This is a genomic window from Microbacterium sp. NPDC055903, assembly GCF_053615555.1.
The window spans coordinates 30,226-53,054 of sequence record NZ_JBSHCA010000001.1 but is presented as its reverse complement, the minus strand read 5'-3'; the positions used below and the strand labels follow the sequence as shown (position 1 = coordinate 53,054).

The window sequence follows — 22,829 nt, the reverse complement described above, 5'->3', positions numbered from 1 at the left end:
CGCACAGTCGCGGTCAGTGCAGCGCGGTGCGGCTGCTCGCGGTGGCCTCGAGCACGACTCCGTCTGGGACGAACGGCGAGAAGATCGGCGGATGCCACATCGTGCTCACTGTCACCTGCGCCGTGACGTCGTCCGGAGCCTCCGCCGCGACGAGGACGGCATCTCCCGGCATGACGGCGATGAGTGCCGAGGCCTGTTCGCGTACGCCGGCGTCGCTCAGTTCGGCGCGCACGGCGGCACCGTCGACGACGAGCACGAAGCCATCCGCGCCCGCCAGGGCGGCGGCATCGGCGAGCGCGTCGAGGCGTTTCTGGGCGATGTAGAGGTCGGTCGCGCACACGCAGGCGAAGACGACGGCGAGCGCGAGCAGGACGTAGCCCAGAATCAGCGGGAGGACGCTCCCGTCGTCCTCCCGGAGCTGTCGCAGCGCGCTCACCCGGAGCCCCATGTGCGCGACACCTTCTGTGCGGCTTCCGCCTCGATGGGGATCGAGGCCGCGCGGTCGAGGCCGAAGAGAGGAGGGACGAAGGGGAGCTGCGCGGTCGTCGCAACGGTCACGATCACCGTCGCACCTGGGGCGGGGCACCCGTCCGCGCGCGGCGTGCAGGCGATCGAGACGGTGAGTGCGTCGGGGTCCATGCCGTACTCGTCCGCGATTCCGGCGAGCACGGCCTCGGCGCGCGCGGTCGCGGTCTCTGCGTCGTCGGCCGTGCCGATGACGCGGGCGGTGTGGCGCGCGGCCGCTTCGGCGCCGAGCGTCTGCTCCTGGACCATCCCCAGCGCGAGGACGAGATACACGAGCGGGACGAGGAGGATCACGCCGACGACGATGAACTCGAGGGCGGCGGAGCCCTCCTCGTCACTCTCCGAGCGACTCCATCGGAGCATCCGCTTCCACCTCCAGCGCAGAGGGGACACCGATCAGGCCGAGGACCGGCAGCACGGTGCGCACGGTGATCACCGCGCGCGATTCCGCACCGATCCCGGCTGTGGATGCCGTGATGTCGCCGGCGTATCCGTCGCCGATGGCCGTCGCGATCACCTCCGCCGTGCGCTGGGCGCCCTCCTCGAGCGACGTGTCGGCGAGCGCCGCGTAGTGCGCGCCTTCGACGGCTGCATCGTGCACGACGTTGCGGACGTAGATCGCGAGACCGAGCTGCAGCACGGCGAGCGTCAGCACGGTGAGCAGAGACCCGACGAGCACGAACTCGACGGGGCTCGATCCTCGCTCGTCCCACGCCGGACCGCTGCGCATCAGAGCCCGGAGACGCGTGCGATCGCCTGCTCGAACAGGGCGGTGAGCGCGGGGCCCGCCACCGCCCAGATCAGGACGACGAGACCCGCGGTCATCAAGGTGACGAGCACCCAGCCGGGGACGTCGCCGGTCTCGTCGGACGCGATGGAGCGCGCTCTGCCGGAGAGGATCGTCTGCCACTTCCGTGCTCGATTCATGCGTTGTCCTTTCGTCGGGAGTTCAGCCGATGCCGAACCGGAGGATGAAGATGCCGGGGAAGACCGCGAAGAGCACGGAGAGCGGGAGGATCAGGAAGACCAAGGGGAGGAGCATCAGGATCTCCTTGCGGCCGGCCTGTTCGATGAGCCCGCGCTTCGCGTCCTCTCGCGCATCCGCGGCCTGCGCATGCAGGACCGCGGCGAGCGGCGCACCATGCTCCAGCGCGGCGACGACCTGATCGACGGCACGGGAGAGCCCTGGCAGCCGCAGGCGCGAGGACAGCTCGCCGAGCGCGTCCGACAGCGGGGAGCCGGTGCTCACCGCGAGCACGGTGTGCCGCAGTTCCGAGGTCAGCTCCCCGGATCCGATCGTCGCGACCCTGCGGAGCGAATCGAGCAGACTCTCGCCTGCGGAGAGACAGAGTGCGAGGAACTCCAGCGCGGTCGGGAGCTCATCGGCGAGTCGGGCGATACGTGCACGGGCGCGGAAGGTGAGCACGCCGTCGTACACGACCGCAGAGGCTGCGGCGCAGATGGCGGGGAGCAGCACCGTCGGAGCGGATGCCCGCCCGGCGACGGCCAGAGCGATCACGAGCACGCAGCCCGCAGCGAAGCCCGCGACCGTCCAGCCGAGTTGACGAGCGCGGAATGAGATCGGATCGAGCTCGCGTCCGGCCTGGGCGAGTCGTATCCGCAGCGCGTCGGACGAGCCGGCCAGTCGTGCGAAATGTGCGCCGGCTCGCGCCCAGACTCCGCGCATGCCGACGGGAAGCGCACCGCTCATCGGGAGGACCCCGCGCGGCAGAAGGGCATCGGGCACCACGTCGCGCACATACGGCGCGATGCGCACCTCGAGTCTGGCGGCGCGCCAGCTGGGGAGGGTCGCGAGCACGCACAGCGCTCCGATCGAGAGCAGACCGCCGAGGAGAGCGGCGATCGCGACGTCTGTGACGATGTTCATCCGAACCACCGCCGGGGCTCAGGGAGGCGACCCACGCGGACCATCACGCGGAACGCGAGGAAGGACACCGCTGCACCGGCGAGGATCACGAGCATCCCCTCCGGTGTCGCATACGCCTGCGCGCCTTCGGGACGCAGGACGAGCAGGCCGAGGATGATCCATGGGGCGACGGTCCCCAGCACCGCCGCCCCATGGATCCATGACTGCCGCGCCTCGACCTCGCCCCGGAGGGCGGCGTCGGCGCGGACAGACGACGACAACGCCCGCAGCACTCCTGTCAGGTCCGTCCCCCCGACCTGACGGGCCATCCGCAGCGTCTCGACGATGCGGTCGGCGATGGGGTCTGCGAGCGTCGCCTTCAGCCGGTCGATGCTCGATTCGAACCGGCCGGTCGCGCGCAGATCGCGCGAGAACACCGCGAATGCCGGCCGGATCCCCACGGGTGCGGAATCGGCCAGACTCGCGACGGCATCAGGAAGGGCCAGCCCGACCCGGATGGCCGCGATGAGCAGATCGCAGACATCGGGCCAGAGCTGCCTCCGCGCCTTGCGCAGACGAAGACGGCGTCCACGGAGGAAGGCGATCGGAGCGGCGCCGGCGGCGACCGCGGCGAGGGACGCGAGTGCGGCGAGGCCGGTCAGCAGCCAGACCGCTGATGCGGCGAGCAAGCCGCCTGCAACCATCACGGCGATGAGGACGCGCGGCTCGGAGCCGCCGAGACCGGCCTCCGCGAGCAGACGTCGCAGGGGGCTGCGCCTCACCGCCTTCGGCTCCCGGGGCCTGATCGGCCACATCCACGGCGACACGCACAGCAGCACGCCGGCCGCCAGGACGGCTCCGAACAGAAGAGTCATGACGCATCCTCCGCTCGGTAGACGCTGCTCGTCATGATCTGCCCATCCACGACCTCGCCGGTGGGCGCGAGGACCTCCGTCACCCGGCGCTCACCCGACGCGGTCTTCGCGCAGTGCACCACGAGATCCACCGAGCGGGCGATGGTCGGTGCGACGAACGCGCGATCGATGTTCCGGCCGGCCAGCAACGGAAGCATCGACAGCTTGTCGAGCGCCTCCGCCGCCGAGTTCGCGTGGATCGTCGCAGCGCCTGGGACGCCGGTGTTGAGCGCGAGCACCAGGTCGAGCGCCTCCGCGTCGCGGACCTCGCCGATCACGAGACGGTCGGGACGCATCCGCAGCGCCTCTTTGACGAGCCTGCGCAGCGAGATCTCGCCGGTGCCCTCGAGCCCCGCCTGCCTGCCCTGCAACGACACGAGGTCCGGGCCGTGCGCGGCCAGCTCGAAGGTCTCCTCGGCCGTGATGATGCGCTGGGCCTGGGCGCAGGAGTCCAGCAGTGCTGCGAGGAGCGTGGTCTTGCCGGCGTGCGTGGCGCCGGAGACGAGGATGCTCTTCCCTGAGCGCATGGCGTCGCCGAGCAGGCGCGCGATCGCCGCCGGAAGCGCTCCTTGAGCGGTGAGGGCATCGAGTGTGCGCAGGCGCGGCGTGAACTTCCTGATGTTCACCGCCCAGGATCCGCGGACGACATCGGCGATCGCGACGTGAAGGCGAGAACCGTCCGGCAGGGACGCATCCACGAACGGCTGACTGATATCGACCCGTCGCCCCGTGGTCTGCAGCATCCGCTCGACCACATCGCGCAGCTGCGCCTCGCTCATGGTCAGCGGCAGCCGTTCGGAGACACCGCCGCGGGCGACGTGGATGCTCTCCGCACCGTTCAGCCAGATCTCCTCGATCCCGTCGTCGTCCAGCAGCGGCTGCAGCACCCCGAAGCCGTGCACAGCGGCGAGGACGTCGCGCACCATGGCACTCTCATCGTCGATGAGGGCCCCGCCCTGCGACAACGCGAGATCGTTGTGCCGACGCACCTCTGCCTGGGCGATGCGGCGGGCTTCGTCCGGGGCAGTGACGGGGTCGGTGCGTTCCGCACGCAGCCGACGCCTTACGCGCTCGGCGACGGCAGATGCAGGGTGGCTCACGCGAGCATCCTGACAGGATCGGCCGGAGGGCCGCAGAAGTTATCCACAGGACGTCATCGGGTTTTCCCGATCACGATCGAGGGCTGCCTCCCAGGTGCGGTTTCACAGCCTGCCGATAGACTGACGGAACGCTGCGCGGGAGTGGTGAAACTGGCAGACACGCAGGATTTAGGTTCCTGTGCCTCAGGGCGTGTGGGTTCAAGTCCCACCTTCCGCACAACGGTGCCTTCATGCGCATCCGACGGCCGCACGACAATCGACGGGAACACTGTGCTCGACATCGCTCTGCACGCACCGACCGCCTTCCTCCCGGACTGGCTGAGCCCGGCGAACATCATCGACTGGGCAGGCCCCTGGGCGCTGCTCGTGGTGTGCTTCATCGTCTTCGCCGAGACCGGTCTCCTGGTCGGCTTCCTTCTCCCCGGCGACACCCTGCTGATCATCGCGGGACTGCTCACGCACACGAGCAACGTCTTCGGCGTGAACATCTGGATCGTGTCCCTGCTCATCGCGCTGGCGGCGTTCGTGGGCGGAGAGGTCGGATACTTCATCGGCCACAAGGGCGGACCCGCGATCTTCGAACGCAAGGAGTCCGGTCTGTTCAGCCGCAAGAACGTGGAGCGCACCAACGCGTTCTTCGAGCGCTTCGGCGGCATCACGGTGATTCTCGCGCGCTTCGTCCCGATCGTGCGCACCTTCGCCCCGGTCGCCGCGGGCGTCGGGCATATGCCCTGGAAGAAGTACTCGCTCTACAACTTCCTGGGCGCCATGCTCTGGGGCTTCGGCCTCACGATGATCGGCTATCTCATCGCCTTCATCCCGTTCGTGCGAGACATCGTCGTCGAATACATCGACCTGATCCTGCTCGCCGCGGTCGCCGGCACGGCGATCGTGACGCTCTGGCACTACCTCTCGGAGCGCCGCAAGGTCAAGAAGGAGCTCGCCGCCGGCGGCGACCCGGACACCGACGCCGCGGAGGCCGAGGCGCTCGTACTCGATCTGGACGACGAAGACCGCAAGAGCTGACGCGGTTCAGCTCGCGTCGCGCTTGGCCCTCGAGCGCTCCACGCTGGCGCGCAGCGCGGCCATGAGATCGATGACCTCGCCGCCGGCATCCTCGGCATCCGCCGCTGCGAACGTCTCGGAGACGTCGAACGCATCACCCGCCTCGAGCTTCGCGTCGATGAGCGTGCGCAGCTCCTGCTGGTACTCGTCGACGAAGGCCTCGGGGTCGAAGTCGCTCGAATAGCTCTCGACGAGGGACGCCGACAGCTCCAGTTCCTTGTCGGAGATCTTCACATCCTCATCGAGCGAGTCGAAGTGCGCCTCTCTGACCTCGTCCGACCACAGCAGGGTCTGCAGCACGAGGACGTCCCCGCGAACCCGCAGCGCGGCCAGCCTGGTCTTCTCCCGCAGGGTGAAGCGCACGATGGCCGTGCGCTCGCTCTGCTCAAGCGTCCGGCGAAGGAGCACGTAAGCCTTCGGCGATTTCGAATCGGGCTCGAGATAGTACGCCTTGTCGAGGGTCAGCAGATCGACCTGCTCGCTGGGGACGAACTCGACGACGTCGATCTCTCGGCTGCGCTCCGCGGGGAGCGAAGCGAGGTCCTCCTTGGTGAGAACGACCCGCTGGCCGTCCTCCTCGTAGGCCCTGTCGATGTTCTGGTAGGCCACCGTCTCGCCGCAGATCTCGCAGGTGCGCTTGTAGCGGATGCGACCGCCGTCCTCATCGTGCACCTGATGCAGCGAGACATCGTGGTCCTCGGTGGCGGAGTACACCTTCACCGGGACGTTGACGAGCCCGAACGTCAGGGCTCCCTTCCAGATCGACCTCATGACACCAGTGAACACCGGGAGCACCCGGTGCACCAGGGGGAACGATCCCTGGGCTCAGTCCTCGGTGCTCCGGCGCGGGCTGAACCGCGGGATCCATCGGAGGAAGCCGAGCGCGCCGACGAGCCCGACGACGCCCATGACGCCGGCGGCCGCAGGGAGGGAGGCGATCGCGGTCACGCCGGAGACGATGAGAGGGGCGACGGCGCCGCCGGCATCCGTGAGCGTGCGCCAGGAACCGAGGAACGCGGCGGGCTCGTCCGCAGGAGCGACGTCCGCGCCGAGGGTCAGCAGGATGCCGCTGGAGAGGCCGTTGCCGACGCCGAGCACGGCGGCCAGCATCCCGAACCAGAGCACGGCGGCCTCGCCATCGTGCGTGACGGAGAGGACGAGGAATCCCGCGCCCATCAGCACCATCGCCGGCATCGCCGCCCAGAGCCGGCCGAACCGGTCCATCACCTGCCCGCTCGCGTAGAAGAGCGCGAAATCGATGGCGCCGGACACGCCGACGACGAGCGCGATCGTCTGCGCATCGAGGCCGATCGACACGCCCCACAGCGGCAGGACGACCTGCCTGGCCGAACGCACGGCGGACAGCGACGCCGCGGCGAGACCCAATCTGCCGAGCACCGCCCGGTGCAGACGCATCGTGCGGAAGATCCCGGCTCGCTCCACCGTGGGGATCGATCCCGTCACCGCTTCCCCCGAGTCCTCGGCGAGCACATCGGATGCCCGAAGCGGCGGCGTCGTCCTCTCTGGATCGGGGCCGAAGAGGACCAGCACGACCATCGCGGCCAGGCAGATGAGGAAGAACCAGATCGATGCCCGCTCATCGCCGAACAGCTGCAGGAGAGCGGCGGTGACGAAGGGGCCGATGAAGATCCCGAGCCGGAAGCTCCCGCCGAGCAGCGACAGGGATCGCGCCCTGAAAGCCAGCGGCACCCGTGTCGTCATGAACGCGTGCCGGGCGAGGCCGAAGGCGGCCGCGCAGAAACCGAGGACGAACACGGCTGCGGCGAACACCGCCGGCGTCGTCGCGAGCGTCATCCCGAAGACGGCGATCATGGCCACGATGCCGGCGATCACCATGGTGTAGCGCTCGCCGATCCTCGCCACGGCCCAGCCGGAGGGGAGGTTTCCGCACAGCTGTCCGACGACGAGCGCGGAGGCGATGAGGGCGGCGAACGCGACGTCGGCGCCCATGTTCGCGGCGATCACGGGGATGAGGGGGAGTACCGCTCCCTCGCCCAGCGAGAACAGGATCGTCGGCAGGTACACCATCGGACCGAACTGCCTGAGGACCGTCGACGCACTGCTCATCAAGCGCAACTCTACTCGCGCGCCGGAAGCAGGATAGGCTGGGGTGTCATGCTCGAACTAGATCTCTCCGCCGAAATCCAGGCGCTCAGGCACACCTTCGGCGACATCAGCGAGGTCGTCGACGTCTCCAGGCTCCGCGAGGACATCGCCCGCCTCAGCGAGGAGGCCGGCGCACCGGACCTCTGGGACGATACCGAGCGGGCCCAGAAGGTCACCAGCGCGCTCAGCCATCGTCAATCCGAACTCGCCCGCATCACCGGCATCGCACAGCGTCTCGACGATCTCGAAGTGCTCGTCGACCTGGCGAACGAGATGGGCGACGAGGATTCGGCCATCGAGGCGCGCAGTGAACTCGCCGCGCTCACCGAGGTCATCAATCAGCTCGAGGTGCAGACGCTGCTGGACGGCGAGTACGACGAGCGCAGCGCGATCATCACGATCCGCTCAGGCGCCGGGGGCGACGACGCCACCGATTTCGCCGAGATGCTCATGCGCATGTACCTGCGCTGGGCGGAGCAGCACAAGTACCCCGTGAAGGTCATGGATACCTCCTATGCGGAGGGCGCGGGCATCAAGTCCGCGACCTTCGAGGTCGACGCGCCGTACGCCTTCGGCACGCTCAGCGTCGAAGCGGGCACGCACCGCCTCGCGCGCATCAGCCCCTTCGGCTCGGCCGACAAGCGGCAGACCTCCTTCGCGGCGGTCGAGGTCATCCCGCTGATGGAGGAGGCCACCGAGGTGGACATCCCCGAGGGCGACATCCGCGTCGACGTCTTCCGGTCCTCCGGCCCGGGCGGCCAGTCGGTCAACACGACGGACTCGGCGGTGCGGATCACCCACCTCCCCACCGGGATCGTCGTCTCCATGCAGAACGAGAAGTCGCAGATCCAGAACCGCGCGGCCGCGATGCGCGTGCTGCAGACCCGACTCCTTCTGCTCCAGAAGGAGGAGGAGGCAGCGAAGAAGAAGGAGCTCGCCGGCAACATCACGGCGAGCTGGGGCGATCAGATGCGCTCCTACTTCCTCTACGGACAGCAGCTCGTCAAGGACCTGCGTACCGGGCACGAGTCGGGCAATCCGACCGCGGTGTTCGACGGCGACCTGGACGGCTTCATCTCGGCCGGCATCCGCTGGCGCAAGAGGCGCGACGACGACTGACTTCAGCGCGTCGCGTTCTTCAGGGTTCCGGTGGTCGCCTCGTCCTCGGGGTCGAAGATCGAGCACTGCACCGTCCGATCGGCGGCCTTGTTCCAGCTCATCATGGTGGGTGTGATCGACCAGAACTCCAGTTCGGACTCCTCGTACGAGATGCCGGCGAACGCGGCGAACTCCTCGATGCATACGGCGTTCGCGTCTCTCAGGATCGTCTTGTCGCCCGGGTACTCATCGCCTTCGAGAGTGAACTCGTAGTAGATCTCGTCGGAATGCGCGATGTCGCAGGGGACCAGGTCGGCATAGCCGCTCTCCCAGTCGTCCTCGTCGTAGCGCCAGCAGTCGCCGACCTCGATCTCGTCCCAGAAGACCGTCTCCTCTTCGGGGTCGGTGCCGTCTGCAGGAGCCTGCCAGGGGGTGACGGTCGGGCCTGGCTGCTCGGCGTCATCGGAAGCGGACGACGCGAGTACTGCCGAGACGAGCACGATGGCGCCGATCCCCGCGATCGCGGCGCCTGCGCTCACCAGCCCGATGATGAGGCCGGTTCGGGAGCGTCGCACGGGCATCGTCGTCGGTGTCGCCGCGAAGGCCATCGCTCCGGGATGATCGGTGCTACCGGTCTGCCAGGCCACGCCCGCGCCCGCCCCGACGCTCGGCTGCGACGGCAGGACGAAGGGGGGAGCGAACGACGGCGCATCGGGCGGAGCAGGGGTCGACGGAGGGGCCGACGGTGCGGGCTCGGCGACCTGCTCCGTCCATCCCGCGCCGTCCCACCAGCGCTGTCGTCCTGATCCGTCGTCGTACCAGCCGGCAGGCGTGCTCATGATGCGTCCCTCCGGCATCCCGATGATTGCTCGTCAGCTCATCTATAGCAGGACGAGCACTCACCCGGCCAGCGCCGTAGGGCGCCGGTCGGATCTCGTCGCCGAGCGCGCCGAACCCCGTGTCGTGCGGCGGCTGGGCCCTGCCCGCGCTTAGGCTCGTAGCGCCATGATTCGGTTCGAGAACGTCACCAAACGCTATCGGGGCACCAAGCGTCCTGCCCTCTCGGGGGTCGACTTCGAGGTGCAGCGCGGGGAGTTCGTCTTCCTCGTCGGCGCCTCCGGCTCCGGCAAGTCCACCTGCCTTCGGCTCATCCTCCGCGAGGACGTGCCCTCCACCGGCCGCGTGGCCGTGCTCGGTCGGGACCTGCGCTCCCTCGCGAACCGGAAGGTGCCGTACTTCCGCCGCCACATCGGATCGGTGTTCCAGGACTTCCGTCTGCTGCCGTCCAAGACGGTGTACCAGAACGTGGCCTTCTCGCTCCAGGTGATCGGCTCCTCGCGAGGCTTCATCCAGCAGGCCGTCCCCGAGGCGCTCGCGCTCGTCGGGCTCGACGGCAAGGAGAAGCGGATGCCGCACGAGCTCTCCGGCGGTGAGCAGCAGCGGGTGGCCATCGCGCGAGCCTTGGTCAACCGGCCGCAGGTGCTGCTGGCCGACGAGCCGACGGGCAACCTCGACCCCGCGACCTCGGTGGGCATCATGCAGCTGCTCGCCCGCATCAACGCCGGCGGCACGACGGTGCTCATGGCCACCCACGAAGCAGGATTCGTCGACCAGATGCAGCGCCGCGTGATCGAGCTCAAGGACGGCGAACTGGTACGCGATGAAGTGCACGGCGGATACGGTGACACCTCCGCGATCCCCAGGCTCGCTCCCGAACGCGAGCGCGGCGCCGAAGCCGTGGCCGCGCTGACGGCCGTGCAGGAGGTGCAGCGCGAGACGGCATCCCTCCCGCCACTCGACGCCGCCACGATCGAGCGCATGAAGCGCGAACGCGATGAGAGCGCGGGAGTGAAGGAGGCCGCGGCGGCGGACGTCGCTCGTCCGAGCACGCATCCGATCACCCTGCCCGCCGTCGACGTCGCCGAGGCAGGAGTCGCCGACAGGCTCGGCCTCAGAGACGCCGGTGACGATGAAGTGGGGCCCACGTCATGAGGTTCGGACTCATCCTCGGCGAGGCCCTCTCCGGCCTCCGCCGCAATGCATCGATGGTCATCTCCGTGGTTCTCGTGACCTTCGTCTCGCTCACCTTCGTCGGCGCCGCGATCCTCATGCAGGAGCAGATCGGCACGATGCGGGCCTACTGGACCGAGCGTGCCCAGGTGGCTGTCTACCTGTGTTCGCCCGTCTCGGAGACCGGCACCTGCACCGCAGGGGAGGCGACTCAGGATCAGGTGGATGCCGTCCAGGCCGAACTCGACGGCGAGGCGCTCTCGCCCTTGATCTCGGATGTCCGCTTCGAGGACAAGGCGGAGGCCTATGCCAACCTCATCGAGCTGCTCGGCGAGGACCAGGCCAGTGTGCTGACCGAGGAACAGATGCAGCAGACCTTCTGGGTGACGTTGAAGGATCCCGCGCAGTCGACGGTCATCTCGGAGACGTTCAACGGCATGGACGGCGTCGAGGAGGTCGTCGATCAGCTGAAGTATCTCGATCCTCTGTTCTCCGCACTCACCGTGGCGACCTACATCGCCGTGGGCATCGCAGCGCTCATGCTCATCGCCGCTGTGCTGCTCATCGCCACCACGATCCGACTCAGCGCCTTCGCCCGTCGCAAGGAGATCGGAATCATGCGCCTGGTCGGGGCTTCGAACAGGGTGATCCAGACACCGTTCGTGCTCGAGGGCGTCTTCGCCGCGTTCCTCGGTTCCGCGCTCGCGAGCGCGGCGGTCCTCGCCGGCGTCCACTTCGGTGTGAATGGCTACCTCCGAGGCAGGGTGCCGTCGATCACGACCTGGGTGTCGATGCAGGACGCTCTCCTCGTGGTCCCGGTCATCATCGTGATCGGTGTGGTGCTCGCCGCCCTCTCGGCCGGCTTCGCGATACGGAGATGGCTGCGCACCTGATAAGCTGACAGGCTGCTCGGCCGCATCCGGCCGCCGAGACCATCGATGCTTCAGGAGAGAACCATGCCCAGGGAACGCGGGGAGAAGGTCGTCGCGACCAATCGTCGCGCACGTCACGACTACACCATCGAGAAGTCGTACGAGGCGGGGCTGGTGCTCACGGGCACCGAGGTGAAGTCGCTTCGGCAGGGACGTGCGAATCTCTCGGACGGCTATGCCTACGTCAAGGGCGGCGAGGCGTTCCTGGATGCGGTGCACATCCCCGAGTACTCGCAGGGGCACTGGACCAATCACGCGGCCAAGCGCGTCCGCAAGCTGCTGCTCCACCGTGAGGAGATCCGCAAGCTCGAGCACGCCGTGTCCGCCGGGGGCTACACGCTGGTCCCGCTCAAGCTCTACTTCTCCGATGGACGCGCGAAGGTCGAGATCGCCCTTGCCAAAGGCAAGCGCGAGTACGACAAGCGCCAGACGCTGCGCGAGCGGCAGGACACCCGCGAAGCCGAGCGCGCGATGCGCCTGCGCAACCGCGTGGGGGAGTGACCGGGCTCAGAGCGCAGGCTCGAAGCCGAACACCCGCCCGAGAAAGGCCAGTTCGCGCTCGAGCGCGTCGATGATCGTCGCGGCGGTACGGAAGCCGTGTCCCTCTCCCTCGTACACGACGTACTCGTGGTCCACACCGCGCGCGGCGAGGGCGTCGGCGATCGCCTGGGACTGCGACGGCGGGACGACCTTGTCGTCGGCGCCCTGCAGCAGCAGCACCGGCACGTCGATGCGTCCGGCGTGCGTCAGGGGCGACCTCTCGATGTACACGTCCTCCGCCGCGGGCAGCGGGCCGACGAGACCGTCCAGGTAGTACCTCTCGAAGTCGTGGGTGTCCTCGACCAGTGCCCGCAGATCGCTCACCCCGTAGCGGCTGATGCCCGCGGCGAAGACGCCGCCTCTGACGAGGGCGGAGAGCACGGTCCAGCCGCCGGCCGATCCGCCGCGTATCGCGATGCGAGCAGGGTCGGCGAGTCCGGCGTCGGCGAGGCCTCGCGCCGCCGTGAGCACGTCCTCGACGTCGACGATGCCCCAGGCGCCGTTCAGCCGTTCGCGGTAGGCGCGTCCGTATCCGGTGGAGCCGCCGTAGTTCACGTCGAGGACGCCGATCCCGCGGCTCGTGTAGTAGGCGATCGACGCGGATGCGGACCCGGCGACATGCGCCGTCGGGCCGCCGTGCACGAAGACGATGTACGGCGGCAGGGCATCCGAGGGACCCGATTGCTCTGGATGGGACGGCGGATAGGCGAAGGCGTGCACGGGACCACGCTCGCCGTCCACGACGAGTCTCATCGCGGGCGGCATCCACTCCGCGGCGACCGGGTGGCCGCCGGCGATCGCACGGGCCGTGCCGTCCGCGGAATCGATGAGCCAGAGCCCGGCCGTCGTGCGAGAGCCCCCGCCGGTGACGAGGATGCGTGTGCCGACGGCATCCTCCACGCTGGCGTGCCCGTCCGCCGGCACCTGAAGCGGGGTCGCCGTCCCGTCGGCGGAGATCGAGACGATCTCGTCCGATCCGTTCGTGCGGACGGCGATGATGGTGCCATCCGCCAGGGGGCGGAACCAACGGTTCCCGAGCACCCAGAGCCCATACCCGGTATCGGCGTCAGCGGGCGAGATCGGCTCTGGCGATCCGGTCGGCGTGATGTCGGCGAGGCGCTGACGGTGCAGGTTCCACCGTCCCCCGGGGTCGTCGGCGTAGACGAGCTCATCCTTCGAGAGCCATTCCGGCTGCAGGGCGGCGCGGGTGGCCAGCACCTGCGCATCTCCGCCGTTCGTACGGCGGATCGCGATCTGAGCGCTCTCCCACGGCATCCGGTGCTCATCCCACTGCACCCACGCGAGTCGCGTGCCGTCGGGCGACAGCGCGGGGTGGGCGAAGAAACCGGAACCTTCGGCATGAACGACAGACGTGCCGGAGCCGGTGGTGTCGATCTCGACGATGGCGCGCCTATGCGGCTGCGTGACGAGGTTCTCGCGCACGGCGAACAACCGGCCGTATTGCAGGCGCAGGCCTCCGTGCTGCGGTCCGGGGGACGTGAGCGGTTCAGGATCTCCGCCGGGGACCAGGCGGTAGACGCGCTGATCCATGCCGTCGACGAAGTAGAGGATGCCTGAGGCATCCGCGGTCCACGCCCCACCGCCGTACTCGTGCACGCGTGACCGCGCGCTCCACGGTGCAGGGAGGATCTCATCGCCGGAAGAGCTGCGAACGGTCACCCTGCCGCCGTCCGAGGGGACGGACTCCCCCCACCAGATGTCGTCTCCGACGAATCGCCCGCCATCGATCCGTGGAGCCGAGACGGCGATATCCGAGGCGGTGAAGGGGGACTCCCACGATCCGAACGGCTGCGACATACACCGAGCGTAACTGTCGCCGATGGGCGACCGTCACGTGAGGACGAAGGCGGGCTTCAGACCGCCCGGAGGACGGCGACGACCTTGCCCAGGACGGTGGCGTCGTCGCCGAGGATCGGCTCGAAGGCGGAGTTGCGGGGGAGCAGCCAGGTGTGCCCGTCCCTGCGCCGGAAGGTCTTGACCGTGGCTTCGCCGTCGAGCATCGCGGCGACGATCTCGCCGTTCTCTGCGGAGTTCTGCGAGCGGATGACCACCCAGTCGCCGTCGCAGATGGCGGCGTCGATCATGGATTCGCCGGACACCTTGAGCATGAACAGCTCTCCCTTGCCGACGAGCTGGCGCGGGAGCGGGAAGATCTCCTCGACCTGCTGCTCGGCCGTGATGGGCACGCCGGCTGCGATCTGCCCCACGAGGGGGACGAGGGCGGCGTCGCCGACCGGGGCCGCCGCATCTGCGGGGTTCTCGGTGCTCGTGCCAGGGAGGTCGATGAGGACCTCCATCGCCCTGGTCTTCCCCGGGTCGCGGCGCAGGTAGCCGCTCAGTTCGAGCTGTCCGAGCTGATGCGTGACGCTCGAGAGCGACTTGAGGCCGACGGCATCGCCGATCTCGCGCATGCTCGGCGGATAGCCGTGACGGGCGATCGAGGTCTGGATGACCTCGAGGATCGCCATCTGCTTCGCGCTGAGGCTCTTCCTCCGGCGGGTCCGCGGGGCTTCGCCCGCGGCTGCTGCGTCGCTCATGGCTGCTCCTTCTGGGCGGATCGGCCGCTCCTGCGCCGATGTCGGTGGCCCGTGGTGGGGTGTCGTTATCGAAACCGTAGCCGAGATTCGGGTGAACAGAGAAGATCTGTTCGAGCGTGTCGGCGGATTTCGGTACATGATTTCGAAGAATGCTTGACAGTGATTCGAAATCGAAGATACATTCGGTACGTAGCTTCGTATTCCTCGCTCCCGGCCGAGCGGGGAATGCGAACGCTACGCCAGAGCTCCCGTCGGGAGCGGGAACATGAGGAGCAGCATCATGAGCAGCATCACCGTCGCGGCAACGTCCATCCGCCCCGTCGCTCCGGCCACGCGCCTGCGTCTGACGACGCGCGGTCGTGCTGTTCTGCTCGCCCTCGCCGCCATTCCACTCGTCGTCGGTCTGGCGATCGCTGCCCTCAGCGGCGGCTCCGCCTACGCCGGCGGCGAGACGGTGACGACCTCCTTCGAGACGGTCACGGTCCTGCCAGGCGACACGCTCTGGTCCATCGCGCAGGAGGTGGCTCCCGGCACCGATCCGCGAGAGGTCGTCCACGCCCTCGAGTCGCTGAATGCGCTCGACGGCGGAGTGCTCATGGTGGGCGAGGAGCTCGCCATTCCGACTGTCTACGCCGACTGACAGCGACGGCGCAGTCCGCGACGGTTGGCGCGCAGCACGGAAGGCCCGGTCTCTGGAAGGGCGGCGGCCCTTTCGGATCATTCTGCGGCTCTACCATGGGAAGGGTGACTTCCCTCGAAGACCTCCCCCTCCGTACGGATCTGCGCGGCCTGACGCCGTATGGTGCTCCGCAGGCCCCATTGCCCGTCGCTCTGAACGTCAATGAGAACACGCATCCGGTTCCAGACGGTGTCGCGGGCGACATCCTCGACGACATCGCCCTCGCGCTCCAGGATGTGAACCGCTATCCCGACCGGGAGTTCACGGCCCTCCGCGAAGCTTTCGCGCGCTATCTGGGACACGGCCTGACCCGAGAGCAGATCTGGGCCGGAAACGGTTCCAACGAGGTGCTCCAGCACATCATGCAGGCCTTCGGGGGTCCAGGACGCACGGTGTTCGGCTTCGGCCCCACGTACTCGATGTACTCGCTCATCGCGAAGGGGACGGGAGCGACCTGGTCCGCCGGTACCAGAGAGCCCGACTACACACTCACGGCGGCGGACGCCGCGGCGCAGGTCATCGAGGCCGATCCCGACATCGTCATGCTCTGCTCGCCGAACAATCCCACGGGGACCCCGTTGTCGCTCGACGTGGTCGAAGCCGTCTACGAGGCATCCCGCGGCGTGGTCGTCGTGGATGAGGCGTATCAGGAGTTCGCTCCCAGGGACGCTCCATCTGCGCTCACGCTCCTCGAGGGTCGGCCGCGGCTGGCGGTGTCCCGCACCATGAGCAAGGCATTCGCCTTCGCAGGAGCCCGCGTCGGCTATCTGGCGGCGGATCCCGCGTTCATCGACGCCCTCCGCCTGGTCCGTCTGCCGTACCACCTGAGCGCGCTCACTCAGGCAGCGGCCTCGGCCGCGCTGCGCAACGCGGACACGATGCTCGCCATGGTCGACGAGATCATCGAGCAGCGCGACCGCATCACCGCGACCCTGCACGCGCTCGGCTACACGCCGCACGAGTCCTGGTCGAATTTCGTGCTCTTCGGCGGCGTGGCCGATCCGAAGGCCACTTGGCAGGCGCTCTTCGACCGTGGCGTGCTCGTCAGGGACATCGGCATCCCCGGTCACCTGAGGGTGTCCGCCGGAACGGAAGCCGAGACCACGGCGTTCCTGGACGCTCTGGCCTCGGTAGGATCGGCGTCATGAGCCGCACCGCCCGTCGAACCAGAAGCACGTCCGAGTCGACCGTCGAGGTCGAGCTGAACCTCGACGGCACGGGTGCGAGCAGCATCGAGACCTCGGTGCCATTCTTCGACCACATGCTCACCGCGTTCGCGAAGCACTCGCTCACCGATCTCACCGTCCGCGCCGCCGGTGACACGGATATCGATGCGCACCACACCGTCGAGGACATCTCGATCGTGCTCGGTCAGGTCATCCGCGACGCGCTGGGCGACAAGTCGGGAATCTCGCGCTACGGCGATGCTCTCGTCCCGCTCGATGAGGCGCTCGCCCAGGCCGTCGTCGACATCAGCGGACGTCCGTATCTCGTGCACACCGGCGAGCCGGCCGGTTTCGAGCACCACCTCATCGGCGGTCACTTCACCGGGTCTCTCGTGCGGCACAGCTTCGAGGCGATCACCTTCAACGCGGGCCTCACGGTGCACGTGCGAGTTCTCGGCGGACGCGACCCGCACCACATCGCGGAGGCCGAGTACAAGGCGTTCGCCCGCGCGTTCCGCCAGGCGAAGGCGCTCGACCCCCTCGTCGACGGGATCCCGTCCACGAAGGGCGCGCTGTGACCGCCTCGCCGCGGGTCGCCGTCCTCGATTACGGGTCGGGCAATGTCCACTCGGCTGTGAAGGCCCTCGTCGTAGCCGGTGCGGACGCCGTGCTGACGGGTGATCGCTCCGAGGCATTGGAGGCGGACGGGCTCGTCGTCCCCGGCGTCGGCGCGTTCGCTGCCGTGCACGAAGCACTGCACGCCCGCGGTGGTGACGAGATCATCGAACGACGCCTCTCCGGCGGCAGGCCGGTGCTCGGGATCTGCGTCGGCATGCAGGTGCTGTTCGAGCGGGGCGTGGAGCGCGGCACGGACTCCGAGGGGCTCGGTCAATGGCCGGGCGCCGTCACGGAGCTCGATGCGCCTGTGCTCCCGCACATGGGCTGGAACACGGTCGCGCCCGACGAGGGCAGCGTGCTGTTCCGAGGGATCGAGGACGAGCGCTTCTACTTCGTGCACTCCTACGCCGCGCAGAGCTGGGAGCTGGATGTCATGCCGCCGTTCCCCGAGCCGGCGCTCACCTGGACCACCTACGGCTCCCGCTTCCTCGCCGCTGTGGAGAACGGCCCGCTGTCCGCCACCCAGTTCCACCCGGAGAAGTCTGGCGCGGCGGGCATCCAGCTGCTGCGCAACTGGGTGCAGAGCCTCGCTTAGCCGCCGGTGCGGCGTCCTGCGGTTTGGCCGCCGCCGCAGAGCGGACTAATCTCGTTTCTCGTGCCCGCGCCCGGGCTCTCCCACAGCATCCGAGGATGACATGAACGACTTCGCGTCCACCCCCCGTCTCACCCTTCTGCCGGCGGTCGACGTCGCCGGCGGCAAGGCCGTTCGCCTGACGCAGGGCGAGGCAGGGAGCGAGACGAGCTACGGCGATCCGATGGATGCGGCAGGGGAGTGGGTCGATCAGGGTGCCGAATGGATCCACCTCGTGGACCTCGACGCCGCCTTCGGTCGCGGCTCGAACGCGGCGATCCTGCGCAAGGTCATCAAGCAGTTCCGCGGCGTGAACGTCGAGCTCTCCGGTGGCATCCGCGATGACGCGAGCCTGGAGGCCGCGCTGGAGACCGGTGCCGCCCGCATCAACCTCGGCACGGCGGCGCTGGAGAATCCGGAGTGGGCCGCTGACGTCATCGGCCGGTTCGGGGAGGCCGTCGCCGTGGGCCTTGACGTGCGCGGCACGACGCTCGCGGCTCGCGGCTGGACGAAGGAGGGCGGGGATCTCTGGGAGGTCCTCGAGCGCCTCGAAGAGGCTGGCTGCAGCCGCTACGTGGTCACCGACGTCACGAAGGACGGCACTCTTCGCGGCCCGAACCTCGAGCTGCTGCGAGAGGTCACGGCCAGGACCCCGAAGCCCGTCGTCGCCTCCGGCGGAATCTCGAACCTCGATGACATCGTCGCGCTGCGTGAGCTCGTGCCGCTGGGCGTCGAAGGTGCCATCGTGGGCAAGGCACTGTACGCCGGTGCCTTCACGCTGGCAGAGGCGCTGGATGTCGCAGGGGACTGACGGCGCCTGCGACCACGGCGCCGCAGGGCACGAGCACGCGAGCGGCGACTCGGCCGGCGTCCCGTGGGAGGGGCGCAGCTTCGAGCAGAACCCTCACGCCGCGGACGACGGCTCGGCAGACCCTGCGCTGCTCGACGCTCTCCTGAGGTTCCGGCGCGGCGAAGGCTCGCAGGTCGACGTCGTCGACGCCTTCCGGAACGCCCGCGTGCTCATCCCGCTCGTCGCGGAGAAGGGCGAGGAGGGCATCGCGCCGTCGGGGCTGACCGTCGACAAGACGCAGGAGCTCTCCATCGTCACGGTCGCGGCGCCCGATGGGCGTCGGGTCCAACCGGTCTTCTCGTCCGTGCAGACGATGCAGCGCTGGGATCGCTCCGCGCGTCCGATCCCTGTCGAAGCCGTGCGGGCGGCCCTCGCCGCATCGGCGGAAGACACCGATCTCATCGTGCTCGACCCCACAAGCGACACGGAGTTCGTGATACGGCGGCCCGCTGTGTGGGCGATCGCGCAGGGCGAGGCGTGGGAGCCGAGCTTCCTCTCGCCCGAGGTCTTCTCCGCCCTCCAGGAGAGCGTCGCGCATGAACTCGCTGTGATCGATGTGGCCGTCGCCGCCGGGGATCCGGATGCACGACTGCGCGGCCCGGAGCTCGTCGTCGTCCTGGAGCTCGTGGACGGCCTGGACCGCACGGTTCTCGATGCAGTGCTGGCCAGACTCGCGCAGCGGTGGGCGGCCGACGACCGCATCGCCGTGCTCGCCGACTCGCTGACGGTGAAGCTCCGCCGCTCCGCCTGAACTCCGCAGAGCCGCGGCGCTAACGTGGGGGCATGCGGAAGAGATGGGCTGGATGTGGTCTGGGGGGCGTGCTGCTCGCTCTGAGCACGGGTTGCGCTCCCGCAGCCTGTCCGGCGATCGGGTGGATCAACGCCATCACGGTGGACGCTTCCGCCCTCGGTGATGCGGCGTTCGTGCAGCTGTGCGTCGAAGAGACGTGCTCGCCTGCGCCGGATGCGGCAGGCTCCGATTCGTCGCCGATCATGGTCACGAATGACCAGGAGTCCTGGTCGTTCAGCCTGACGAGCATGACCACCCCCGAGGAGGCCTCGATCCGGGTCTACGATCCCGAAGGCGTCCTCGTGCAGGAATCCGCCCATGCGGTGAGTTGGACGCACTCCACCGAGGTCTGCGGCGGCCCGTCTACAGCCGAGTCCATCGTGCTCACTTCTTGAACGCGGTGCGTCCCTCGCGAAAAATCATCTGCGTCGCGAGAAACCTGCGTGAGGATGGTTTCTCGCGACGGAAGTGGTTTCTGGCGGGCCGGAGGTCAGTTGACCGGGCCCGTCCACTTCTCGCCTGGTCCCTTGCCGATGGGGTCGGGAATGGTCGACGCCTCGCGGAAGGCCAGCTGGAGCGAGCGCAGGCCGTCGCGCAGCGAGCGCGCGTGCATGTCGCTGATCTCGGGAGCGCCGGCGGTGATGAGGCCGGCGAGGGAGTTGATGAGCTTTCGGGCCTCGTCGAGGTCGAGCTGACGCTCAGGGTCGTCTGCGAGCCCGAGCTTGACGGCGGCTGCGCTCATCAGGTGGACGGCGGTGGTGGTGATCACCTCGACGGCGGGAACGTCCGCGATGTCGCGCGTCGCGGCCGCTGCGGCATCCTCCTGCCGTTTCCATTCCTCGTGCCGGTGGTCGTCGCCTGGTGCCTGAGTGGTCACTTCTGCCTTGCTTTCCGGAAGGGCCGTGCCTTCTGTTAGACTATGCCGGGCTCCGGAACGTTTTGTTCCGGTACGAAAGAGGATTCACTTCCCACCCGCGCTTGCCGTTCAAGGCTACCGGGTCTTGCACCCCGCCGGCTCCGCTCGAAAGACGCGGCCGGTAGACAGGGTGCCAGCCGGTGTCTGAATCGCCGGTGGGTGGGAGACGAATCCGATTTCGCTCGGGATGCCGACAGCATCCGGTGGCCGAAACCATCGTCTAAGGAGTTCCGCATCAGCGATCCCCGCACCAATGAGCGCATCCGCGTCCCCGAGGTCCGCCTCGTCGGCCCCGCGGGTGAGCAGATCGGCGTCGTCCGCATCGAGGCGGCGCTGCGCCTTGCGCAGGAAGCCGACCTCGACCTCGTCGAGGTGGCCCCCAACTCGAAGCCGCCCGTGGTCAAGATCATGGACTACGGGAAGTTCAAGTACGAGGCCGCCCAGAAGGCGAAGGAAGCACGCCGCAACCAGGCGAACACGATCCTCAAAGAGGTCCGCTTCCGTCTGAAGATCGAGGCTCACGACTACACGACGAAGCTCAAGCGCGCCGAGGGCTTCCTCAAGTCGGGTGACAAGGTCAAGGCCATGATCCTGTTCCGCGGACGCGAGCAGTCCCGCCCGGAGCAGGGTGTGCGTCTGCTGCGCAAGTTCGCCGAGGATGTCGCCGAGTTCGGCACCGTGGAGTCAAACCCCACGATCGACGGACGCAACATGGTGATGGTCATCGCCCCGCTGAAGAACAAGTCCGAGGCGAAGGCCGAGCAGAACGCCGTGCGCGACGCCAAGAAGCAGGCGGCGCGCGACGCCAAGAGCACGGATGCCGCGGTCGAGACCGCGGCGGAGTGACTCCGCCCCCACAGACTCCCGCATCGCGCGGGTGAACACCGTCGCCTGAGAAGGCGCCACACGAAGGAAGAGAAGATGCCGAAGCAGAAGACCCACTCGGGTGCTAAGAAGCGCTTCAAGATCACCGGCAGCGGAAAGCTGAAGAAGCAGCAGGCCGGCATGCGCCACAACCTCGAGCACAAGTCGAGCCGTCGCACCCGCCGCCTCAACCAGGACCAGGTGCTGTCGAAGAACGACACCAAGGTCGCCAAGAAGCTTCTCGGCCGCTGACGCGCCCGAACGCACGAACAGGAACACAGGAAAATGGCAAGAGTCAAGAGGGCGGTCAACGCCCACAAGAAGCGTCGCGTCATCCTCGAGCGCGCCTCCGGTTACCGCGGCCAGCGTTCGCGTCTGTACCGCAAGGCCAAGGAGCAGGTCACCCACTCCCTCGTCTACGCGTACCGCGACCGTCGCAAGCGCAAGGGCGACTTCCGTCGTCTGTGGATCCAGCGCATCAACGCCGCTGCCCGCCAGAACGGCATCACGTACAACCGCTTCATCCAGGGCCTCGGCCTCGCGGGTGTTCAGGTCGACCGTCGCATGCTCGCCGAGCTCGCGGTCAACGAGCCGGCCACCTTCGCCTCGCTCGTCGAGACCGCGAAGAAGGGTTTGCCTTCGGACGTCAACGCGCCGAAGTCGGCTGCGTAAGCATCCTCATCGAAACGGGCGTCCTCCACAGGAGGGCGCCCGTTTCGCATGCCCGTGGCGTGCGGTGTCCCTAGACTGTGAACGTGCTGGAGAATCCCCGGTCCCCCCGCGTCCGTGCCGTCGCGAAGCTGACCAAGAGAAGTGCGCGCAGCGATACCGGACTGTTCCTCCTCGAGGGGCCGCAGGCGGTCCGCGAAGCCCTGGAGTACCGCGCCGATGCGATCGTCGAGCTGTACGCGACCCCGACCGGCTGGGAGAAGCATCCCGATCTGCGCATCGCCGCGGAACAGACGGGGGTCGAGGTCGAGTTCGTCACGGAGTTCGTTCTCAGCGCGATGGCCGACACGGTGACGCCGCAGGGTCTCGTGGCTGTTGCGCGGCAGACGCCGACATCCGTGAAGGACATCTTCGCCTCGTCCCCGCGTCTCGTCGCGATCTGCGAGGAGGTGCGCGATCCGGGAAACCTCGGAACGATCATCCGGGCGGCCGACGCAGCGGGCGCGGATGCCGTCGTGCTGACGGGACGGACGGTGGATCCGTACAACCCGAAGGTCGTCCGCGCGACGACGGGATCGCTCTTCCACCTGCCGGTCGCCATCGGGGGAGATCTGCCGGACGTCATCGAGCGCGCCAAGCGAGCGGGTCTGACCGTGCTCGCCGCCGATGTGAAGGGCGACGATCTGCTCACCGCGCGTGCGGAGGGGCTGCTGGACGGACCGACCGCCTGGCTGTTCGGGAACGAGGCGCGCGGGCTCGAGGACGACGCGCTGGCGCTGGCCGATCGTGCGCTGAAGCTGCCGATCTTCGGACGTGCGGAGTCGCTCAACCTCGCCACCGCGGCGAGCGTGTGCCTCTACGAGAGCGCGTTCACGCAGCGCGCCGCCGCGCAGGAGTGACGGCGGCGCGG

29 protein-coding genes and 1 tRNA gene are annotated in these 22,829 nt (G+C 68.5%); 17 read left to right on the top strand and 13 right to left on the bottom strand.

Features of this window, described 5'->3' with window-relative positions:
• Positions 1 to 13: 13 nt before the first annotated feature.
• Genes ACWGJP_RS00285 through ACWGJP_RS00255 form a run of 7 tightly spaced genes read right to left on the bottom strand, consistent with a single transcriptional unit; the run spans position 14 to position 4,406 of the window.
• Positions 14 to 436, bottom strand: a complete 423-nt coding sequence (locus ACWGJP_RS00285; RefSeq protein WP_452327745.1) for a pilus assembly protein TadG-related protein — start codon at positions 434 to 436, stop codon at positions 14 to 16.
• Complete coding sequence (locus ACWGJP_RS00280) at positions 433 to 888, bottom strand: TadE family protein (RefSeq protein ID WP_452327744.1); 456 nt, start codon at positions 886 to 888, stop codon at positions 433 to 435. The genes ACWGJP_RS00285 and ACWGJP_RS00280 overlap by 4 nt, the downstream gene beginning before the upstream one ends.
• The gene (locus ACWGJP_RS00275) at positions 860 to 1,255 is read right to left on the bottom strand and encodes a TadE/TadG family type IV pilus assembly protein (RefSeq protein WP_452327743.1); all 396 of its coding nucleotides are present in this window, start codon (positions 1,253 to 1,255) and stop codon (positions 860 to 862) included. Before ACWGJP_RS00275 ends, ACWGJP_RS00280 begins: the two co-directional genes overlap by 29 nt.
• The gene (locus ACWGJP_RS00270) at positions 1,255 to 1,452 is read right to left on the bottom strand and encodes a hypothetical protein (RefSeq protein ID WP_452327742.1); all 198 of its coding nucleotides are present in this window, start codon (positions 1,450 to 1,452) and stop codon (positions 1,255 to 1,257) included. The genes ACWGJP_RS00275 and ACWGJP_RS00270 overlap by 1 nt, the downstream gene beginning before the upstream one ends.
• A 22-nt stretch (positions 1,453 to 1,474) precedes the next feature.
• Positions 1,475 to 2,413, bottom strand: coding sequence for a type II secretion system F family protein (locus ACWGJP_RS00265; RefSeq protein ID WP_452327741.1), 939 nt, complete (start codon positions 2,411 to 2,413; stop codon positions 1,475 to 1,477).
• The gene (locus tag ACWGJP_RS00260) at positions 2,410 to 3,267 is read right to left on the bottom strand and encodes a type II secretion system F family protein (RefSeq protein ID WP_452327740.1); all 858 of its coding nucleotides are present in this window, start codon (positions 3,265 to 3,267) and stop codon (positions 2,410 to 2,412) included. The genes ACWGJP_RS00265 and ACWGJP_RS00260 overlap by 4 nt, the downstream gene beginning before the upstream one ends.
• A complete protein-coding gene (locus tag ACWGJP_RS00255; RefSeq protein WP_452327739.1) occupies positions 3,264 to 4,406 on the bottom strand; it encodes a CpaF family protein in 1,143 nt (380 codons plus the stop codon). The genes ACWGJP_RS00260 and ACWGJP_RS00255 overlap by 4 nt, the downstream gene beginning before the upstream one ends.
• 135 nt (positions 4,407 to 4,541) lie before the next feature.
• Between ACWGJP_RS00255 and ACWGJP_RS00250 the strand changes: the two genes are divergently transcribed.
• Both ACWGJP_RS00250 and ACWGJP_RS00245 read left to right on the top strand, forming a co-directional pair.
• Positions 4,542 to 4,623 (top strand) — tRNA-Leu (locus tag ACWGJP_RS00250).
• Between the two features lie 68 nt (positions 4,624 to 4,691).
• Entirely contained in the window at positions 4,692 to 5,432 is a 741-nt protein-coding gene (locus tag ACWGJP_RS00245; protein ID WP_452329472.1) for a DedA family protein, read from the top strand.
• Between the two features lie 6 nt (positions 5,433 to 5,438).
• Here the strand turns inward: ACWGJP_RS00245 and ku are convergent, their stop codons facing one another.
• Together ku and ACWGJP_RS00235 are read right to left on the bottom strand one after the other, a co-directional pair.
• Positions 5,439 to 6,242, bottom strand: coding sequence for a non-homologous end joining protein Ku (gene ku, locus ACWGJP_RS00240; protein WP_452327738.1), 804 nt, complete (start codon positions 6,240 to 6,242; stop codon positions 5,439 to 5,441).
• Between the two features lie 54 nt (positions 6,243 to 6,296).
• Positions 6,297 to 7,559 carry an MFS transporter gene (locus ACWGJP_RS00235; RefSeq protein WP_452327737.1) on the bottom strand — a complete coding sequence of 421 codons (1,263 nt, stop codon included), beginning with the start codon at positions 7,557 to 7,559 and terminating at the stop codon, positions 6,297 to 6,299.
• A gap of 48 nt (positions 7,560 to 7,607) precedes the next feature.
• Here ACWGJP_RS00235 and prfB point away from each other — a divergent pair, with 48 nt between their 5' ends.
• A complete protein-coding gene (prfB, locus tag ACWGJP_RS00230) occupies positions 7,608 to 8,717 on the top strand; it encodes a peptide chain release factor 2 (RefSeq protein ID WP_452327736.1) in 1,110 nt (369 codons plus the stop codon).
• Between the two features lie 2 nt (positions 8,718 to 8,719).
• On the opposite strand, the gene ACWGJP_RS00225 is transcribed toward prfB, so the two are convergent.
• Positions 8,720 to 9,535, bottom strand: coding sequence for a DUF2510 domain-containing protein (locus tag ACWGJP_RS00225; protein ID WP_452327735.1), 816 nt, complete (start codon positions 9,533 to 9,535; stop codon positions 8,720 to 8,722).
• A gap of 166 nt (positions 9,536 to 9,701) precedes the next feature.
• Between ACWGJP_RS00225 and ftsE the strand changes: the two genes are divergently transcribed.
• The 3 genes from ftsE to smpB all read left to right on the top strand — a co-directional run bounded on the left by ftsE (position 9,702) and on the right by smpB (position 12,139).
• Positions 9,702 to 10,688 (top strand): cell division ATP-binding protein FtsE, encoded by a 987-nt coding sequence (gene ftsE / locus ACWGJP_RS00220; protein ID WP_452327734.1) that lies wholly within the window; start codon positions 9,702 to 9,704, stop codon positions 10,686 to 10,688.
• Entirely contained in the window at positions 10,685 to 11,599 is a 915-nt protein-coding gene (ftsX, locus tag ACWGJP_RS00215) for a permease-like cell division protein FtsX (protein ID WP_452327733.1), read from the top strand. Before ftsE ends, ftsX begins: the two co-directional genes overlap by 4 nt.
• Before the next feature lie 63 nt (positions 11,600 to 11,662).
• Positions 11,663 to 12,139: an SsrA-binding protein SmpB gene (gene smpB, locus ACWGJP_RS00210; protein WP_452327732.1), complete on the top strand. Its 477-nt coding sequence runs from the start codon at positions 11,663 to 11,665 to the stop codon at positions 12,137 to 12,139.
• Positions 12,140 to 12,145: 6 nt separating this feature from the next.
• Here smpB and ACWGJP_RS00205 read toward each other — a convergent pair whose 3' ends face one another.
• Complete coding sequence (locus ACWGJP_RS00205; RefSeq protein ID WP_452327731.1) at positions 12,146 to 13,996, bottom strand: S9 family peptidase; 1,851 nt, start codon at positions 13,994 to 13,996, stop codon at positions 12,146 to 12,148.
• A gap of 56 nt (positions 13,997 to 14,052) precedes the next feature.
• A complete protein-coding gene (lexA, locus tag ACWGJP_RS00200) occupies positions 14,053 to 14,736 on the bottom strand; it encodes a transcriptional repressor LexA (RefSeq protein ID WP_452327730.1) in 684 nt (227 codons plus the stop codon).
• 280 nt (positions 14,737 to 15,016) lie between these two features.
• Between lexA and ACWGJP_RS00195 the strand changes: the two genes are divergently transcribed.
• The 7 genes from ACWGJP_RS00195 to ACWGJP_RS00165 all read left to right on the top strand — a co-directional run bounded on the left by ACWGJP_RS00195 (position 15,017) and on the right by ACWGJP_RS00165 (position 19,865).
• On the top strand, positions 15,017 to 15,376 hold the full coding sequence (locus ACWGJP_RS00195; RefSeq protein WP_452327729.1) for a LysM peptidoglycan-binding domain-containing protein: 360 nt from the start codon (positions 15,017 to 15,019) through the stop codon (positions 15,374 to 15,376).
• Positions 15,377 to 15,471: 95 nt separating this feature from the next.
• Positions 15,472 to 16,563: a histidinol-phosphate transaminase gene (locus ACWGJP_RS00190; RefSeq protein ID WP_452327728.1), complete on the top strand. Its 1,092-nt coding sequence runs from the start codon at positions 15,472 to 15,474 to the stop codon at positions 16,561 to 16,563.
• A complete protein-coding gene (gene hisB, locus ACWGJP_RS00185; protein ID WP_452327727.1) occupies positions 16,560 to 17,159 on the top strand; it encodes an imidazoleglycerol-phosphate dehydratase HisB in 600 nt (199 codons plus the stop codon). Before ACWGJP_RS00190 ends, hisB begins: the two co-directional genes overlap by 4 nt.
• Positions 17,156 to 17,794: an imidazole glycerol phosphate synthase subunit HisH gene (gene hisH / locus ACWGJP_RS00180; protein WP_452327726.1), complete on the top strand. Its 639-nt coding sequence runs from the start codon at positions 17,156 to 17,158 to the stop codon at positions 17,792 to 17,794. The genes hisB and hisH overlap by 4 nt, the downstream gene beginning before the upstream one ends.
• Before the next feature lie 100 nt (positions 17,795 to 17,894).
• The gene (gene priA, locus ACWGJP_RS00175) at positions 17,895 to 18,641 is read left to right on the top strand and encodes a bifunctional 1-(5-phosphoribosyl)-5-((5-phosphoribosylamino)methylideneamino)imidazole-4-carboxamide isomerase/phosphoribosylanthranilate isomerase PriA (protein ID WP_452327725.1); all 747 of its coding nucleotides are present in this window, start codon (positions 17,895 to 17,897) and stop codon (positions 18,639 to 18,641) included.
• A complete protein-coding gene (locus tag ACWGJP_RS00170) occupies positions 18,625 to 19,431 on the top strand; it encodes an SseB family protein (protein WP_452327724.1) in 807 nt (268 codons plus the stop codon). The genes priA and ACWGJP_RS00170 overlap by 17 nt, the downstream gene beginning before the upstream one ends.
• A gap of 140 nt (positions 19,432 to 19,571) precedes the next feature.
• Positions 19,572 to 19,865 carry a hypothetical protein gene (locus ACWGJP_RS00165; RefSeq protein ID WP_452327723.1) on the top strand — a complete coding sequence of 98 codons (294 nt, stop codon included), beginning with the start codon at positions 19,572 to 19,574 and terminating at the stop codon, positions 19,863 to 19,865.
• 95 nt (positions 19,866 to 19,960) lie between these two features.
• Here the strand turns inward: ACWGJP_RS00165 and ACWGJP_RS00160 are convergent, their stop codons facing one another.
• The gene (locus ACWGJP_RS00160) at positions 19,961 to 20,347 is read right to left on the bottom strand and encodes a DUF1844 domain-containing protein (RefSeq protein ID WP_452327722.1); all 387 of its coding nucleotides are present in this window, start codon (positions 20,345 to 20,347) and stop codon (positions 19,961 to 19,963) included.
• A gap of 198 nt (positions 20,348 to 20,545) precedes the next feature.
• On the opposite strand from ACWGJP_RS00160, the gene infC reads away from it, so the two are divergent.
• The 4 genes from infC (at position 20,546) to ACWGJP_RS00140 (ending at position 22,818) form a co-directional block, all read left to right on the top strand.
• The gene (gene infC / locus ACWGJP_RS00155) at positions 20,546 to 21,232 is read left to right on the top strand and encodes a translation initiation factor IF-3 (protein ID WP_452327721.1); all 687 of its coding nucleotides are present in this window, start codon (positions 20,546 to 20,548) and stop codon (positions 21,230 to 21,232) included.
• A gap of 75 nt (positions 21,233 to 21,307) precedes the next feature.
• On the top strand, positions 21,308 to 21,502 hold the full coding sequence (gene rpmI, locus ACWGJP_RS00150) for a 50S ribosomal protein L35 (protein ID WP_243232621.1): 195 nt from the start codon (positions 21,308 to 21,310) through the stop codon (positions 21,500 to 21,502).
• Between the two features lie 33 nt (positions 21,503 to 21,535).
• The gene (rplT, locus tag ACWGJP_RS00145) at positions 21,536 to 21,922 is read left to right on the top strand and encodes a 50S ribosomal protein L20 (RefSeq protein ID WP_452327720.1); all 387 of its coding nucleotides are present in this window, start codon (positions 21,536 to 21,538) and stop codon (positions 21,920 to 21,922) included.
• Positions 21,923 to 22,005: 83 nt separating this feature from the next.
• A complete protein-coding gene (locus ACWGJP_RS00140; RefSeq protein ID WP_452327719.1) occupies positions 22,006 to 22,818 on the top strand; it encodes a TrmH family RNA methyltransferase in 813 nt (270 codons plus the stop codon).
• Positions 22,819 to 22,829: the final 11 nt, after the last annotated feature.

Bases quoted from the DNA above. Each gene is read 5' to 3' on its own strand.
- ACWGJP_RS00190 (WP_452327728.1), top strand. From the start codon at position 15,472: ATGGGAAGGGTGACTTCCCTCGAAGACCTCCCCCTCCGTACGGATCTG.
- ACWGJP_RS00205 (WP_452327731.1), bottom strand. From the start codon at position 13,996: ATGTCGCAGCCGTTCGGATCGTGGGAGTCCCCCTTCACCGCCTCGGAT.
- hisB (WP_452327727.1), top strand. From the start codon at position 16,560: ATGAGCCGCACCGCCCGTCGAACCAGAAGCACGTCCGAGTCGACCGTC.
- ACWGJP_RS00275 (WP_452327743.1), bottom strand. From the start codon at position 1,255: ATGCGCAGCGGTCCGGCGTGGGACGAGCGAGGATCGAGCCCCGTCGAG.
- ACWGJP_RS00195 (WP_452327729.1), top strand. From the start codon at position 15,017: ATGAGCAGCATCACCGTCGCGGCAACGTCCATCCGCCCCGTCGCTCCG.
- ACWGJP_RS00270 (WP_452327742.1), bottom strand. From the start codon at position 1,452: ATGAATCGAGCACGGAAGTGGCAGACGATCCTCTCCGGCAGAGCGCGC.
- ACWGJP_RS00280 (WP_452327744.1), bottom strand. From the start codon at position 888: ATGCTCCGATGGAGTCGCTCGGAGAGTGACGAGGAGGGCTCCGCCGCC.
- ftsE (WP_452327734.1), top strand. From the start codon at position 9,702: ATGATTCGGTTCGAGAACGTCACCAAACGCTATCGGGGCACCAAGCGT.
- ACWGJP_RS00170 (WP_452327724.1), top strand. From the start codon at position 18,625: ATGTCGCAGGGGACTGACGGCGCCTGCGACCACGGCGCCGCAGGGCAC.
- ftsX (WP_452327733.1), top strand. From the start codon at position 10,685: ATGAGGTTCGGACTCATCCTCGGCGAGGCCCTCTCCGGCCTCCGCCGC.
- ACWGJP_RS00235 (WP_452327737.1), bottom strand. From the start codon at position 7,559: ATGAGCAGTGCGTCGACGGTCCTCAGGCAGTTCGGTCCGATGGTGTAC.
- smpB (WP_452327732.1), top strand. From the start codon at position 11,663: ATGCCCAGGGAACGCGGGGAGAAGGTCGTCGCGACCAATCGTCGCGCA.
- lexA (WP_452327730.1), bottom strand. From the start codon at position 14,736: ATGAGCGACGCAGCAGCCGCGGGCGAAGCCCCGCGGACCCGCCGGAGG.
- ACWGJP_RS00265 (WP_452327741.1), bottom strand. From the start codon at position 2,413: ATGAACATCGTCACAGACGTCGCGATCGCCGCTCTCCTCGGCGGTCTG.
- rpmI (WP_243232621.1), top strand. From the start codon at position 21,308: ATGCCGAAGCAGAAGACCCACTCGGGTGCTAAGAAGCGCTTCAAGATC.
- rplT (WP_452327720.1), top strand. From the start codon at position 21,536: ATGGCAAGAGTCAAGAGGGCGGTCAACGCCCACAAGAAGCGTCGCGTC.
- prfB (WP_452327736.1), top strand. From the start codon at position 7,608: ATGCTCGAACTAGATCTCTCCGCCGAAATCCAGGCGCTCAGGCACACC.
- ku (WP_452327738.1), bottom strand. From the start codon at position 6,242: ATGAGGTCGATCTGGAAGGGAGCCCTGACGTTCGGGCTCGTCAACGTC.
- ACWGJP_RS00260 (WP_452327740.1), bottom strand. From the start codon at position 3,267: ATGACTCTTCTGTTCGGAGCCGTCCTGGCGGCCGGCGTGCTGCTGTGC.
- priA (WP_452327725.1), top strand. From the start codon at position 17,895: ATGAACGACTTCGCGTCCACCCCCCGTCTCACCCTTCTGCCGGCGGTC.
- ACWGJP_RS00225 (WP_452327735.1), bottom strand. From the start codon at position 9,535: ATGAGCACGCCTGCCGGCTGGTACGACGACGGATCAGGACGACAGCGC.